The following is a 15,483-nucleotide window of genomic DNA, read 5'->3' as shown; positions in this document are numbered from 1 at the left end:
CGTGCTCCAATCGGCATAATTAACCTTTTAATTAATGCTTTACCGCTTGGTAAATCACAAAACCATGGCGTTTCGCCAGAACGTTAACTTTACCAAAGGCTTGTTCAAACAGTTGCTGATAAGCTAAGTGATTATTGGCCACTACCGTCAGCGTACCGCCTTTTTGCAGGCGTTGTACGCTTTGACTGATCAAGGCTTCGCTGATGCTGTAATCGGTTTTAATTCCTGTATGAAACGGCGGGTTGCTAACAATATGTTTAAAGGTTAAGGGGTGTGCCGGCAAACCATCCGCCGCGACCACTTCGCCTTTTAAACCATTCGCTTTTAACGTCGCAACCGTTGCCTTTACGGCTAATGCGGAGATATCAGAGCAGTATAATTCAATGGCCGGTGCCTGCTGTTTTAAATAGGCACCAATAATGCCGGCACCACAAGCAAAGTCGAGCACCATACCATCTTGAATATGCGTTACATGTTCAAGCAGCAATGCCGTGCCTTTATCCAGTTTGCCATGATTAAACACGCCGGGTAGCGAACACACCTTAAGGGGGCTATTAGCTAAGGTAAGTGAGAACTCACTTAGCCGGTTTGCAGGAAGAGAATCAAGGGCTCCGCTTAATGAAAACCATAAACAATGCTTGGCATTATCTAATTTGTGCGCATGCAAACCCAATTTCTCGGCGTGCGTGACCAGACTTTTAATACCGCCTTTATTATCACCCACTAAGAATAGCTGTGCGTCCGCGGCTAAAGCCCCGCTAATAAATTGCAGGGTACCCGCCAGTTGCTCTTTACTTTTGGGGTAGAAAAGCACCACGGTATTAAATTGTTCTGTAAATTTCGGTTCGGCGCTAAAGTAAACGTTTTTAGCTGCGCGTTGCCATTGATGATTGACCGCCGCATCAGTGGTAAAACAGCTGAACGAAGACAGTTCGTGCAACTGATGCGACAGTAAGTCGGCTTCAGGCTCAACAAAAAGAACAGCGCCAGTTAAATCGGCGAGGTTACGTAAAATCAGCTGACTGGTGTTAGCAAGCATTAACTTATCCTTTTAAACATAAGATCCCAAACACCATGCCCAAGCTTCTGCCCACGTTGTTCAAATTTGGTCAGCGGGCGATGTTCTGGTCGCTCGACATAGTTATTGCTCGCCGATAAATTACTAAATCCCTCGGCATGTTGCATGACTTCTAGCATATGCTCAGCGTAGTTTTCCCAATCGGTGGCCATATGAAACACGCCGCCTATTTTCAGTTTACTGCGCAGTGCTTGCACGAATTCAGCTTGGACAATGCGACGCTTGTGATGGCGTTTTTTATGCCATGGATCGGGGAAAAACAGCTGCACGGTATCCAAGCTTTGCTCTGGGATCATATGCGCTAAAACCTCTACCGCATCATGCTCAAATACTTTTAAGTTTTTAACTTGTTGTGTTACCGCTTCTGATAAACAAGCGCCTACACCAGGCCGATGCACTTCAATGCCGATAAAATCATGATCGGTCGCCGCTTGCGCCATCGCCACCAGCGATTTACCCATACCAAAACCGATTTCAAGCACTCGTGGCGCTGAGCGCGTAAACACTTGGTCAAGGTCAAGTAAACTGGGTTGATAATCAATGCCGTATTCTGACCAATAGTTATCTAGAGCATGTTGCTGACCTTTAGTTAGGCGGCCTTCACGCAGCACAAAAGAGCGGATCCGTCGCAGATAAGGGGTTTCAGTTGATGGCGATATATCTTGCTCGCGCTGCGCGTTGTTGTCCTCTGTGCTCATTTTTTGCTCCGTACACTAAATGGGGGCGTATTATCCTTGGAATAGCCTTCAAGCTCAACCTAATAAAATAGCGCTGATCTGCTACACTGCGCCACAGCATAATTAGGCGGCGCATAGCAAGCGGCTTTGAGGAGAATAAATAGTGCAGTACGCAACGTGGTTTGCCGAGCAATTGGTGCATTGGCAACAGCAACATGGTCGCAACAACTTGCCATGGCAAGTGCAAAAAAGCCCTTATAAAACCTGGCTATCGGAAGTGATGTTGCAACAAACACAGGTAGCAACGGTGATCCCGTATTTTGAACGTTTTGTGCAGCGCTTCCCTGATATTCAAAGCTTGGCGCAAGCGCCGATTGACGAGGTGTTACATCTGTGGACTGGCTTAGGTTATTACGCTCGAGCCCGCAATCTCCATAAAGCGGCGGTTGAAATTGTTACCGAGCATGCGGGGCAATTCCCGACTGATTTCGAGCAAATTGTTGCATTGCCTGGCATTGGGCGTTCTACGGCGGGCGCCATCTTATCGCTGGCGCTGGGTCAGCATTACCCCATTTTAGATGGTAACTGTAAAAGAGTCTTAGCGCGTTTCGCCGGTATTGCCGGCTGGCCAGGACAAAAACAGGTAGAGCAACAACTATGGCAGTTGGCAGAGCAATTGACCCCAGCCGACACTTTTGCTGAATTTAACCAGGGTATGATGGATTTGGGCGCCTCACTTTGTAGTCGCAGTAAACCTCGCTGCGCCGAGTGCCCACTGCAACGACATTGTTTGGCGGCATTACAAGGTGATCAAGCCTTGTATCCGGGCAAAAAACCGAAAAAAGCCATACCCGAGAAGCAAAGTTTTTGGTTGCTATTGCAACATCAGCAGCAGGTTTACATGTTGCAACGTCCAGCAAGTGGTTTGTGGGGCGGCTTATTTGGTTTTCTAGAGTTTAACAGTGCCGAGTTACGTGATGAGTATCTTTCATTGCAAGGTTTAGCCGCAATGCCAAAGTATGAGTTGGCCGGGTTTCGGCATACTTTTAGCCATTTTCATTTATGGATCCAACCCATGCTGCTCAAGCTTGAGCGCTTACCCGCAATGGTACAGGAGCAATCTACAGCAACTTGGTTTACAATAGATCCCATACCTGAGGTTGGCTTGTCTGCTCCGGCAAAACAACTGCTGCAGCAACTCGCTGTGTATTCGCCTGATTAAGGAAATGAGTTTATGAGTCGTACAGTTTATTGTCAGTTTTTGAAAAAAGAAGCACCGGGTTTAGATTTTCAGTTCTACCCTGGTGAATTAGGCAAAAGAGTCTTTGATAACGTCAGTAAAGAAGCCTGGGCGCAATGGCAAACCAAGCAAGTGATGCTGATTAACGAAAAAAAATTAAATATGATGAACGTTGAACACCGTAAACTGTTAGAAGAGCAGATGGTCGCTTTTTTATTTGAGGGTCAAGACGTTGAGATTGAAGGCTACAAACCGCAGTAATCACCGAGCTAAACCGCATTGCTGCTTAGCATGAACTTGCCTGATGACTAATTAATGAATGGATTTTTATGGCTCGCCGTTTGCCACCACTTAACGCTTTAAAGGCATTTGAAACTGCCGCCCGGCATCTTAGTTTTACCAAGGCGGCAGAGGAAATGTATGTCACTCAGGCTGCGATTAGTCATCAAATTAAAGCGCTTGAAGATCATCTTGGGCTGAAACTTTTTATGCGTAAAAACCGCTCTTTACTCTTAACGGAAGAAGGGCAGAGTTATTTTTTAGACATTAAAGAGATTTTCCTACAATTACACGACGCCACTGAAAAGCTGTTAGCGCGTGGTGCCAAAGGCGCGTTAACGGTTAGCTTGCAGCCCAGCTTTGCTATTCAATGGTTAGTGCCGCGTTTGAACCAGTTTAGCGAGTTGCACCCTGATATCGATGTGCGCATTAAAGCGGTCGATTTAGACGAAGGCTCTTTGACCGATGATGTCGATGTCGCGATTTATTATGGCCGTGGTAATTGGCGTAATTTGGTGGCCGAAAAGCTGCATACCGAATACTTATTACCGGTATGTTCACCGCTGTTACTTAACGGCAGTAAGCCATTACTTGAGCCAGACGATTTACGCTTTCACAACTTATTGCATGATGGCTCTCGCCGCGCTTGGAAATCGTGGTTTTCAAGCCAAGGCTTTAAAAACTTTAACGTTAATCAAGGGCCTATTTTCAGTCACTCGTCGATGGTGCTGCAGGCTGCTATTCATGGTCAAGGTGTTGCCCTGGCGCATAATGTGTTAGCGCGGCCCGACATCACTTCTGGCCGATTGTTTGTGCCGTTTAATCATGTATTGATCAGCAAAGACTCGTACTACTTAGTGCATCGTGAAAGCCAAACCGAATTGGGGAAAATTGCCGCGTTTCGTCAATGGATGCTTGATATGGTGTTGGCCGAGCAAGCCGATTTTACCGAGCAGCATTTTACCAATGCGGTAGCGCTGGATGAGTAAAACAGCGGTAAAGTTGTTATTAACGCATGGGGCGGGGGCATCTTGTCACAGCGACTTTATGCAGCAACTTTGTTCAGCGCTCTTTGCAGAGCAAATTGAAGTAAGCTTATTTCATTTTGGTTATATGCAAACGCGACTAGACGGTGGCAGTCGACGGCCGCCGCCCAAAGCCACGTTGTTGCAACCTGAATTAATGTCGGCATTACAGCAGTTTGCCCGCGAGGGGCAGCCTTGTTTTATTGCGGGTAAGTCAATGGGTGGGCGTATTGCCTCTATGCTAGCGGCAGATCCAGAAGCTGCGACAATGTTGGCGGGCTGCTTTGTTTATGGTTATCCGTTTCATGCGCCAAATAAATGTGTTTGGCGAACGGCGCATTTTAATCAACTGACTGTCCCTTTAGTGATTGTGCAAGGTGAGCGCGACCCTTTTGGCAAGCGAAACGAGGTGGCCGCTAAACATTGGCCAGGCGTAATTCTGCACTGGTTAAACAGTGGCGACCATGATTTTAAACCCTTAAAAAGCAGTGGTCAGTCGCAAGCCTCGCTTATTATTGAGGCGGCTAGCATTACACGAAGGTACATTGATGCAATTTTGGATGAAACTCAGCCGTAGTTTAGCGGCATTATATGGTGCGGCGGTGGTGGCCTTAGCGGCTTTACTGATGCATTTATGGCAAAGCGTACTGTCGCCCGATGCGGCAACACGTATTGTGATTGCCCTGGCATTACTGGCGTTGCATAGTTTGGCTTTGCTGCAACTAGATAGAAAAACCGGCAGTCGCTTGCTAGCCTTAACCGCAGCGTTATGGCAGCTGGGAATTTGGTTATTTTGTTGGACGTTACTTGCCGGGGCTTTGCAATTACCCGGTTATTTTTCTGCTTTGGCGCCATTAGGCGGTCAAAGTTTTATTTTAGGCTGGCTGGTTTTGGCAATCGCCAACTGGCGCAGGGATTAATTAATGAAACAGTTAATGCTTTATTGTCGTGCAGGTTTTGAGAAAGAATGTGCGGCAGAAATTCAAGATCAGGCAGCAGCCTTTAACGTCTTTGGCTTTTGTAAATTAAAAGCCAATAGCGCTTTTGTTATTTTCGAGGTTTACGACGCAGACAGTTTGCGAGCGTTTTATCGTGATTTTGACTTTCGTGACTTTATCTTTATCCGTCAATGGATCCTGTTATTGGCCGAGCCATTAACCTTACCGGCAACCGATCGTATTGCACCGGTGTTAGAAGCCGCTTTAGCTCAAGAAGTGACCAGTTGCGGTGAGCTACGGGTGGAATTTCCAGATACCAATGATGGTAAAACCTTGTCGACGTTAGCGCGTAAATTTACGGTACCCTTGCGTCAAGCTTTACGCCAAGCGGGCGTGATGTTACCCAAAGAGCAAAAGCGTGCTGCAGTACTGCATTTGTTTTTAATATCGGGTAACGAGGGCTATTTGGGCCTGTCTTACCCAGAAAACAACTCTTCTTTAGAAAACGGCATTTTACGCTTAAAGTTTCCAGCAGAGGCGCCCAGTCGCAGTACCTTAAAACTAGAAGAAGCGTTTTTGAGTTTTATTCCGCGCGATGAATGGGAGACCCGTTTAGCACCGGGCATGAATGCGGTAGATTTAGGCGCAAGCCCGGGAGGTTGGACTTACCAATTAGTCAAACGCAGCATGATGGTTACGGCTATTGATAACGGTCCGATGGCAGATTCATTAATGGACACCGGGCAAGTAAAACACCAGATGGTGGATGGCTTTAAATTTGAACCGAAGAAACGTAATGTCTATTGGTTGGTTTGCGACATGATTGAACAACCACAGCGGGTTGCTCCTTTAATTGCGTCGTGGTTAGTAAAAGGCTGGTGTCAGGAAACGATCTTTAACTTAAAATTGCCAATGAAACGCCGTTACGAAACGGTCAAAGAAGTCCTTGCTGATTTTGAACAGATTTTACAGCAGGCCGGTTTAGGTTACGAGTTACAAGTAAAACACTTGTACCATGACCGAGAAGAAGTCACAGTACATGTGTTGTCGTTGGCTAAGCGTTAATTCGCGGTAAGTTCGAGTTCCAGCCAGACTAAACGATGGTCTGAGCTGGCTTCTCGGGTGCCAATCAAATAATAATCAGCGGTATCTTTTGCGGGCCAAAAAACACCTGCGTCTTTAATGTTGAATCCCTGCTTCGATGGTAAAACATAATCAGCACGCATCCGCCAACTGGCAGTGTGACTTGCCGCAAATTCACGATCTGGGCTGTGCTCTAACCCACCTACACTTTGCGGCACCACACTATTGTTAACGCTCGGGTGGCTTGTTAAGCCCGCAATGCCGGTTAATAAGGCATCTCCTTCGCCTTGGGCTGAGGCATTTAAATCACCCAAGATCACAAAGGGTTGCTGTTGTGCAATACCACCGCGCTGTCCTTGATCATCGTAAATATAATCTGATGTCTCAGCGGTTAGATAATCAGTCCAGAAGCGAATTTCGTCGTGATTACGTTTACCATTGCGATTTTCCGGGCCGTCAAAAACAGGGGGCGTAGGGTGACTGATCAGCAAATGTACCGTTTTGCCGCTCACTGACACTGGCACATCCCAATGTGACTTGGATGATAACGGAAACTCTTGCCAAGCTTCTTTACTATACCAAGGCATGCCATCAGCTTTTAACGTAGGCAAATGCTGTGGCATGTCTTTCCATTTGAAATGCTGAAATGTGCGTACTTGCTCAGCAACGATAGGGTATTTAGACAACAAAACCATGCCATATTGTCCGGGATAAAAACCAAAGCCCCAAGCATCATTACCAACCCCAGTCGCTTTACCGTTGTTGTCCAAATCATAAGGGCTGGGTTGGCCGGTATTGACGGTATGGTAATAAAAGTAGGGATAATCGATAGCTTTACTACCGGCTTGAGCTTGCTGCAGATAATTATTGATAAATGCCTGCACGCCTTGCTCAGGATCGGCAATATAGTCAAATTCATTGAGTAACAAGATATCAGGCCTTACGCGCTGAATAATCGCCGCAATGTTTTGTACTTGAGGATGATTTTTGCTCGCGAGCACATCCATTAATACCTGTGGGCTGCCTTTTTCACCCTTTTTCAAATAATTGTCGGCTTCCATACTGACATTAAAGGTGGCAACCTTCAGCGTTTGTTGTGCTAAGAGTGAGCTGGGTAGCATAGTGAACATCGCCATAATAAAAACATGAATTAATTTTGTATGCATAACATTACCTAAAATTAACAGCCTATCATTAGACTCGCCAAGTGAGTGAGGCTATCAAGAAGTGATTAGGTTGTTTAAAAATGTAATTCGTCATTTTACATTAGAAGTATGAATAGCTTATGAAAATATGTGTTTATTAGTAATTAATCGTCAAAAAAAGATATTTTTTGAGCGTTTTTGCCTCATATTATTCGCTTCAGAAATTTGTCATGTTACAATCGTATGACGGTGAGGCTTTGGCAATAGAAAAATAGAAAAGTTCCCGTAATTTGGTAAACGTAACGAAAATGACATATTTGTCCGTTATGCTCGCCAGCAGATTGATAGCAATCTTACAAAACTAAATCGGATTTAGCTAAGAACCCACAACTACCAGGTGAAAACGATATGAAAATTAAACATTTAGCGTTGGCAGTGACACTCGCCTTGGGTGTCAGTAATTTGGCTTATGCCGATACATCTTCTGCCATTCGCGGCAATATTGTCAGCCCTACTGGACAAATTGCTTCTAATGCACGTGTAGAAATTCTGCACGTACCTTCAGGTACTCGTTCTGTTGCTGTGTCTAACGACTCAGGTGCTTTCTCTAGTTCTGGTTTACGTGTTGGCGGGCCTTACACTGTAACCATCACCAGCAACGAAGGTACAAAAACTTACGAAAATATTTTTATTTCCTTAGGTGAGACATTTCGTTTAAATGCGCAGCTTGAATCTTCTCAAGTTGAACGTATTGCAGTTACAGGCAGTGCGCTTTCTACTGGTAATAACACAGGTAGCAGCAGCTATTTTGGCGCGGCTGACATTGCCAACGCACCAAGTTTTGACCGTGATATTAAAGATATCGTTCGTAATAACCCATTAGCAGTTTTATCGTCTAAAGACGGTGAGTTAAGCGTTGCTGGTACTAACCCACGTTTTAACAGCATTTCAGTTGACGGCATTGCGCAAAACGATGACTTCGGTTTGAACGCTAACGGTTACCCAACGACGCGTTCACCTATTTCTTTAGATGCTATCGATCAAGTTACCATCGACGTTTCCCCTTTTAACGCTAAAGACAGCGGTTTCCAAGGTGCAAAAATTAACGCGGTGACCAAGTCAGGCGCGAATGAAATGTTTGGTTCTTTGTTCTATGAAACACAGAATGACAAATTGGCCGGCACGCCGAAAAACCGTGGTCAAGATATTCCGTTAGCCTTTGATGAAACAACCTATGGTGCAACCTTAGGCGGCGCTATTGTTCAAGATAAATTATTCTTCTTCGCGTCTTACGAGTTTTATGAAGCGGATACGCCAATTGAGTGGGGCCCTGCAGGTTCAGGTGCACCTAACCAAACTGACGCAACAAATGCTCAGTATTTACAAGTTCAACAAATTGCCCGTGATGTTTACGGTGTAGATGCCGGTGCTTGGGATATCTCTCCTGTCACTGACGATGAAAAGTTCTTGTTAAAGTTAGACTGGAACATTAACAATGACCATCGTGCTGCTTTTACCTATCAATATAGCAAAGGTAACCGTACCTCTAACACCTCAAGTTTTGCCGGTGAATTACGTTTATCTTCTCACTGGTACGATCGGGTAGAAGAGTTAAACAACTATGCGTTTAAACTTTATTCAGATTGGACGCCAGACTTCTCTACTCAGTTCAGCATTACTTATATCGATAACCCGACAACACAAGCATCATACGGTGATTTCGGTGATGTCACCATTTTCACCCCAACCGGTAACATTGCTATTGGTTCAGACGTTTCTCGTCACTCAAATGAACTGAATAAAGAATCATTAATTTTAGCTATGGATGCTGATTACTTGTTGGGTGATCACAGCATTAACTTCGGTTATCAGTATAAAAGCTTAGACATCTATAACTTGTTCTTACAGCGTACTAAAGGTGAATACCGATTTGACAGTATTGCTGACTTTGCCAATCGTCAAGCTTCTTACTTACGTTACCAAAACGCTACTAGCTTAAATCCAGTTGATGCTGCAGCGGCCTTTACGCGTGATGAGCATGCCATTTATGTTCACGATGAATGGGCTGTATCACCAGAATTAGTGTTAGATATGGGTATTCGTTATGAAATGCTTGCATCAAGTGACACACCTAAAGCTAACAGCCAGTCTGAAGCGCGCACGGGTTTCCCTAACACTGAAAACTTAGATGGCACGGGTATCGTGTTACCACGTTTTGGTTTTACTTGGGATGCCGCTGATGACTTAGTGGTTCGCGGTGGTGTTGGTCGTTTCTCTGGTGGTCAACCGACTGTTTGGGTATCAAACGCATATTCAAACCCAGGTGTGGGTATTGGTGAAGTGACTTTAACGAGCGGTTCTGATTTAGCTAATATCGACATCAGCGAAATACCACAAAACGTACTTAACACAGTAGCAACATCTACGCGTTTCGCCGGTACAAACTTTACTGATCCTAACTTCAAATTGCCTTCAGATTGGCGTTTCCAGTTAGCGACTGATTACAGCTTCGATCTACCCATTATTGGTGACAATATTTTGTGGACAGCTGAAATTATGTACAAAAAAGCTGAAAACACTGCGTTCTGGATTGATGCGAGCTTAACGGGTGACGAAGATGGCACCACTTTAGATGGTGGCCGGATCATTTATAATGATCCAGATGGCACAACAACCGACTTAATGCTAACCAATGCTGATAAAGATGGACGTTCTAAAATCTTCAGCACCGTCTTATTCAAAAAATGGGATAGTGGTGTTTCTTTAACAACCTCTTACACCAATCAAGATATTACGGATTCACACACCAGCACCAGTTCAACTGCCGGTAGTAACTACGGTTTCAACACTGCAATTAACCGTAACGAAGCTATTGTAGGCCGTTCAGCGTTTGAAACTGAACACCGTTTTGTGATTAACTTCGGTTATGAAACTGAACTGTTCGCCGGTTACAAAACTAACGTGAACATGTTCTTCGAGCGTCGTTCAGGCAAACCAATTACTTACTATGCTGATGGTAACCGTGTTGGAAGCCTTGGTGACCCATATGGTCTGATCAGCCCAGGTACTTTCGGTGATGCATTACTGCCGTACATCCCAACGCAAGGTGATCCAAATGTGCGTTTTGCCTCAGCAGCAGCTGAAGCCACATTCTTCAACACCATTAATGCGCTGGGCTTGGATCAATATGCCGGTGGTTATTTACCACGTGGTGTCAGCACCACGCCTTGGGTAACCACGCTTGATTTAAGTATCCGTCAAGAAATCCCAGGTTTAGTTGAAGGCCATAAAGGTTTAGTTTACTTCACTATCGATAACTTCCTGAACTTACTGGATAGCACGAAAGGCAAGGTATACGGCAGTAACTTCGGCACTATCGAGTTGTTTGAATTCACTATTGACCCAGCAACACGTCAATATGTTTATGGCAACCCATCTACCAACACCAATAACTGGGATCAGTTCTATACACAAGATTCCGCTTGGCGTTTAAAAGTAGGTGTGAAGTACACTTTCTAATACTTGCTTAATTGCATGATAAAAATGCCAGTCAATTGACTGGCATTTTTTTTAGTAGTTTTTTATTTATATCTGCAGCGTAATTAGCGATAATCGCCAACTGTTTTCTTTAAAGTAAGTGATCTTGTGGGTAAGAATACCATTATCGCCATAGCGGGCGCTTCGGCTTCCGGTAAAAGCTTATTTGCATCAACTGTTTACCAAGAACTAGTAGCTGAACTAGGTGGTGAGCGTATTGCTATTCTGTCTGAAGATGCCTATTACCGTGATCAAAGTCATTTGTCTTTTGATCAACGTATACTGACGAATTATGATCATCCTTCTGCGTTTGAGCATTCGTTGTTAGTAGAACATTTAAAATTGTTGCGGGCCGGTCAAAATATTGCCATGCCGCAATACAGTTACAAGCTTCATACGCGTCTAGACGAAACGATTAAAGTGCAGGCTGCTAAAGTAATTTTGGTAGAAGGTATTTTATTATTAACCGACGAGCGCTTGCGTGATGAGTTTGATATCACGGTGTTTATGGATACACCACTTGATATCTGTTTATTACGTCGAATTAAAAGGGATCTAGAAGATCGTGGCCGAAGCCTAGCCTCTGTTACTGAACAGTATGAAAGCACCGTTCGCCCCGCCTTTTTTGAGTTTATTGCACCTTCAAAACAGTATGCCGACTTGGTGGTTACCCGTGGTGGTAAAAATCAGATAGCGATTGATATTATAAAAGCAAAAATTCGCCAGTTACTGGCAGAATAACAATCAGGGAAATTACGTATGATGGGATTAGTGGGCATTGTTGCCCTGTTACTAGTGGCTTATATTGCTTCGGAAAACCGAAGCCGAATTAGATGGCGAACTGTTGGTGGTGCTTTTGCCATTCAATTAGCCATTGGTGCCTTTGTGTTGTACATACCATTTGGGAAAGACGTTCTGCTGAGTATGTCAGCTGCTGTCAGTAATGTAATTCAATACGCTAATGAAGGTATAAAGTTTTTATTCGGTGATATGGGGCGGTTTGTGTTTGCCATAAACGTACTTACCGTCATTATATTTTTCTCCTCGTTAATCGCTGTGCTTTACCACATAGGTGTGATGAAATTTGTCATTAACATCATTGGTGGTGGCTTGCAGAAGTTACTTGGTACTAGTCGGCCAGAATCAATGAGCGCTGCGGGTAATATTTTTGTCGGTCAAACTGAAGCGCCTTTAGTCGTTAAGCCCTTTATCCCTTCAATGACCCGTTCTGAATTGTTTGCTGTCATGGTGGGAGGGCTAGCTTCAGTCGCTGGTTCTGTTTTGGCAGGTTATGCTTTGCTCGGCATCGAAATGAAATATCTGATTGCCGCCAGTTTTATGGCTGCACCAGGAGGTCTGTTGATGGCCAAAATTTTGATCCCTGAAACTGATCAGCCCAAGAATGAACTCAACGAAATTAGTACTGAAAAGTCGCATACTAACTTAATTGACGCGGCGGCAGCTGGTGCGTCAAGTGGTATGCAACTGGCCTTAAATGTCGGCGCGATGTTACTAGCTTTTGTTGGGTTAATTGCGTTAGTAAACGGCATTGTTGGCGGTATCGGCAATCTGATTGGTTTCGAAGGACTTACTTTGCAACTTATCTTTGGTTATGTGTTCCAGCCTTTAGCTTTTATTCTGGGTGTGTCTTGGGATGAAGCCCGTGCTGCTGGTAGTTTTATTGGCCAGAAGTTGGTTATTAATGAATTTGTCGCATACCTCGACTTTGTGCAAGTGAAAGAGCAGTTAAGCGCGCATACGCAAGTTATCGTAACGATAGCGTTATGCGGTTTTGCTAACTTTTCTTCTATTGCTATTTTATTAGGCGGTTTGGGCGGTATGGCTCCATCTCGTCGCGCTGATATTGCTGAGCTAGGCTTAAAGGCTTTGCTTGCGGCAACATTAGCGAACTTAATGAGCGCTGCCATCGCAGGGTTCTTTTTTTACTTAGGCTAAAAAACAGGTCTTTTATATGACACAGCATGTTCCAACGTTAGATATAAGACGGTTTGCCACCGACAAAGAAAACTTTGTTGCCGAAATTGGCAAAGCCTACACTGAATTTGGATTTTGTGGCATTAGTGGCCACGGTATTCCAGATGAAGTGGTAGAGAATACGTATAAGGTGATTAAACAATTTTTTGCCTTACCGACAGAGCTGAAAGCTTCCTATGCTAAACCTGAACAAGGTGGTGCTCGGGGTTATACCGCAGTCGGTGTCGAAAAAGCAAAAGACTCTAATCATCCAGATTTAAAAGAATTCTGGCATGTTGGTCGTGAACTGGATGGGGCAGCACCGCATCCCAGTTTATATCCAAATATGTGGCCTTCTGAGATACCGGGCTTTAAAGAAGCGTCTTCAACGTTATTTACCGAGTTAGAAAAATTGGGTAATCGCGTATTAGAGGCATTAGCTTTATATCTGCAGCAAGATCAGCACTATTTTGCCGACAAAGTGAATTATGGTAACTCCATTCTGCGAGCAATCCATTATCCACCGATTAAAGATACCACCACGCAGTCGATCCGCGCGGGTCAGCATGAGGATATTAATTTAATCACCTTGCTCGTCGGTTCTAACGAAGCCGGTTTAGAAATTTTACGCCGTGATGGTAGCTGGTTACCGGTGACCACCATTGAAGGTACTATAGTGGTGAATATCGGTGATATGTTGCAGCGCTTAACTAACCATGTGTTACCGTCGACGACACATCGAGTAGTTAATCCAGCGGGAATGGCAGCGAGCGAGCCACGTTATTCTATTCCGTTTTTTATGCATCCTAATCCTGACTTTGTTATTGAAACCTTAGACAGCTGCATTAGTGAGCAACGACCAAACCTTTATCCTGAGCCGATTAATTCAAATGACTATTTGATGCAGCGGCTTGAAGAGATTGGTTTGCTGAAAAAAGCCAAATAATAATGGCTTTGTACAGCAAATAACCTAACATGCAAAAACGTGCAGAATAGTTGAATCGAGTAGTTGACTAGTTTATTTGAATCGCTATACTGCACGCCATGTTAGGTGCAGTGCACAAAACATAACGCAGATGTGGTGGAATTGGTAGACACGCAAGCTTCAGGTGTTTGTGCCCACAAGGCGTGAGAGTTCGAGTCTCTCCATCTGCACCAATTAACCGGCTTTTGCCGGTTTTTTGCTTTTTGGCGTTCGACTTTTTGGTAAAGGGCTTTGCTCAACGGGCTAGCGGGTTAATTCAATCCGTCGAATAAAATCTTCTACTAGCATATCGTACAACTTATTTCCCAGATAAAGATCCTCGACACCATCATCAATGTTCGGGTTATCGTTCACCTCAATTACAAACACGTGTTCACCCGCTTGTTTTAAATCAACACCATACAAACTATCACCAATAGGTTTACAGGCAGCGAGTGCGGCAGCAAGCACATGCTTTGGCACGTCGGCAATAGCACAAGTACTAAAGCCACCACTTTGTGTTTTCGTTTTACCATGTTTGTAGATTTGCCAGTGGTTCCTTGCCATAAAGTATTTACAGGCAAACAACGGTTGACCATTTAAAACCCCAATACGCCAATCAAAATCGGTAAAAGTATAACGCTGCGCCAAGATAATCGCGCTTTGCTCAAACAACGCTGCCAGTTGAGCTTTAAATTCGGTCAGCGTAGACACCTTAACAACGCCTCGAGAAAAGCTACCATCTGGGATCTTCAATACCAAGGGTAGACCAAAGGCATCAGCTGCTTTTTCTAGGTTATCATGGTCATGTTTAAATAACATTAACCCATCTGGACTGGGCACATTATGTTGTTGAAATAAAGTTTGCAGATAAACTTTATTACCACAGCGTAATATCGAGTTAGGATCATCAATCACCGCTAACCCTTCACGTTCTGCTTTAACGGCCATATGAAAGGTATGATGATTAACGGCCGTCGTTTCCCGGATAAATAAACCATCGAATTCGGCTAAACGCTGCATATCTTTTGAGGTGATATGCTCGGTATCCATCGCTGCGCGTTTTGCTGCTTTAGCAAATAGCTCTAAAGACTTAGGTGTACAGGGAGGAAATTTCTCTGTCGGGTTAGTTAATACAGCTAAATCATATTTGAATTTCAAATTCTTTGGCTCTAAACGCCAAATTTTATGACTGTAGCGCTCGAGTACTTCGGCAAAAAAGCTTTGTTCTGTTTCCGTTAGTTTATGCACCGCCCCTATCTTGATTGACTTAATTTGCCACTGTACTTTTTTTTGTAGCTCAACCCTAAGCACAGGAACGGGCAAAGCCTCAAATAGATAGCTGGCAAATTTGCGCAAAGCCTTAAGCTCTGTTTCACCAAAATAGATATTAAATGTGAGCTGCTCTTCTGTCGACTCAGTCAGTGCTTTAGCCAGCTGATTGCGCAGTTGGCCAGGCAGTTCTTCAATAAGCTCTGAAATCTCATGTCGATTAAATTTATTAAAAGCTCTTAATGAAGGCATCACATGGTGATTATTGGCT

14 protein-coding genes and 1 tRNA gene (1 of these 15 cut by a window edge) are annotated in these 15,483 nt (G+C 44.2%); 11 read left to right on the top strand and 4 right to left on the bottom strand.

Translation table 11 applies throughout. The features are described from left to right. Window positions 1–31: 31 nt before the first annotated feature. Both ACUJFL_RS14095 and trmB read right to left on the bottom strand, forming a co-directional pair. Complete coding sequence (locus ACUJFL_RS14095; protein ID WP_445427817.1) at window positions 32–1,039, bottom strand: methyltransferase; 1,008 nt, start codon at window positions 1,037–1,039, stop codon at window positions 32–34. Further along, window positions 1,039–1,776 (bottom strand): tRNA (guanosine(46)-N7)-methyltransferase TrmB, encoded by a 738-nt coding sequence (gene trmB / locus ACUJFL_RS14090; protein ID WP_445425309.1) that lies wholly within the window; start codon window positions 1,774–1,776, stop codon window positions 1,039–1,041. Before trmB ends, ACUJFL_RS14095 begins: the two co-directional genes overlap by 1 nt. Window positions 1,777–1,918: 142 nt before the next feature. On the opposite strand from trmB, the gene mutY reads away from it, so the two are divergent. The 6 genes from mutY (at window position 1,919) to rlmM (ending at window position 6,302) form a co-directional block, all read left to right on the top strand. After that, the gene (gene mutY / locus ACUJFL_RS14085) at window positions 1,919–2,977 is read left to right on the top strand and encodes an A/G-specific adenine glycosylase (RefSeq protein WP_226752296.1); all 1,059 of its coding nucleotides are present in this window, start codon (window positions 1,919–1,921) and stop codon (window positions 2,975–2,977) included. A 12-nt stretch (window positions 2,978–2,989) separates the two neighbouring features. Next, a complete protein-coding gene (locus ACUJFL_RS14080; RefSeq protein WP_226752297.1) occupies window positions 2,990–3,256 on the top strand; it encodes an oxidative damage protection protein in 267 nt (88 codons plus the stop codon). Between the two features lie 68 nt (window positions 3,257–3,324). Next, the gene (locus tag ACUJFL_RS14075; RefSeq protein ID WP_226752298.1) at window positions 3,325–4,263 is read left to right on the top strand and encodes a transcriptional regulator GcvA; all 939 of its coding nucleotides are present in this window, start codon (window positions 3,325–3,327) and stop codon (window positions 4,261–4,263) included. After that, window positions 4,256–4,876, top strand: coding sequence for an alpha/beta family hydrolase (locus ACUJFL_RS14070; RefSeq protein ID WP_445427816.1), 621 nt, complete (start codon window positions 4,256–4,258; stop codon window positions 4,874–4,876). The genes ACUJFL_RS14075 and ACUJFL_RS14070 overlap by 8 nt, the downstream gene beginning before the upstream one ends. Beyond that, window positions 4,848–5,219 (top strand): DUF423 domain-containing protein, encoded by a 372-nt coding sequence (locus tag ACUJFL_RS14065; protein WP_226752300.1) that lies wholly within the window; start codon window positions 4,848–4,850, stop codon window positions 5,217–5,219. The genes ACUJFL_RS14070 and ACUJFL_RS14065 overlap by 29 nt, the downstream gene beginning before the upstream one ends. Before the next feature lie 3 nt (window positions 5,220–5,222). After that, on the top strand, window positions 5,223–6,302 hold the full coding sequence (gene rlmM, locus ACUJFL_RS14060) for a 23S rRNA (cytidine(2498)-2'-O)-methyltransferase RlmM (RefSeq protein ID WP_445427815.1): 1,080 nt from the start codon (window positions 5,223–5,225) through the stop codon (window positions 6,300–6,302). Here the strand turns inward: rlmM and ACUJFL_RS14055 are convergent. Further along, a complete protein-coding gene (locus tag ACUJFL_RS14055; RefSeq protein WP_445425307.1) occupies window positions 6,299–7,486 on the bottom strand; it encodes an endonuclease/exonuclease/phosphatase family protein in 1,188 nt (395 codons plus the stop codon). The two genes, rlmM and ACUJFL_RS14055, sit on opposite strands and share 4 nt — an antisense overlap. A 387-nt stretch (window positions 7,487–7,873) precedes the next feature. Here ACUJFL_RS14055 and ACUJFL_RS14050 point away from each other — a divergent pair, with 387 nt between their 5' ends. From ACUJFL_RS14050 to ACUJFL_RS14030, 5 genes are all read left to right on the top strand, one after another. Beyond that, complete coding sequence (locus ACUJFL_RS14050) at window positions 7,874–10,984, top strand: TonB-dependent receptor (RefSeq protein ID WP_445425306.1); 3,111 nt, start codon at window positions 7,874–7,876, stop codon at window positions 10,982–10,984. Window positions 10,985–11,110: 126 nt separating this feature from the next. Beyond that, window positions 11,111–11,743 (top strand): uridine kinase, encoded by a 633-nt coding sequence (gene udk, locus ACUJFL_RS14045; protein WP_226752304.1) that lies wholly within the window; start codon window positions 11,111–11,113, stop codon window positions 11,741–11,743. An 18-nt stretch (window positions 11,744–11,761) separates the two neighbouring features. Further along, the gene (locus ACUJFL_RS14040; RefSeq protein WP_226752305.1) at window positions 11,762–12,958 is read left to right on the top strand and encodes a NupC/NupG family nucleoside CNT transporter; all 1,197 of its coding nucleotides are present in this window, start codon (window positions 11,762–11,764) and stop codon (window positions 12,956–12,958) included. Between the two features lie 16 nt (window positions 12,959–12,974). Continuing rightward, window positions 12,975–13,922: an isopenicillin N synthase family dioxygenase gene (locus ACUJFL_RS14035; protein WP_445427814.1), complete on the top strand. Its 948-nt coding sequence runs from the start codon at window positions 12,975–12,977 to the stop codon at window positions 13,920–13,922. Window positions 13,923–14,048: 126 nt separating this feature from the next. Next, a tRNA-Leu gene (locus ACUJFL_RS14030) sits at window positions 14,049–14,134 on the top strand. Between the two features lie 70 nt (window positions 14,135–14,204). Here the strand turns inward: ACUJFL_RS14030 and ACUJFL_RS14025 are convergent. Beyond that, window positions 14,205–15,483 carry the 3' portion of a RimK family protein gene (locus ACUJFL_RS14025; RefSeq protein ID WP_445427813.1) on the bottom strand. The gene runs 188 nt beyond the window's last position, so the window shows 1,279 of its 1,467 coding nt (coding positions 189–1,467); its start codon lies off the right edge, out of view; its stop codon occupies window positions 14,205–14,207.

The sequence above is a fragment of the Alishewanella sp. HL-SH05 genome (assembly GCF_052655985.1).
Note: the sequence above shows the minus strand (reverse complement) of the source record. Positions and strands in the feature narration are given on the sequence as shown.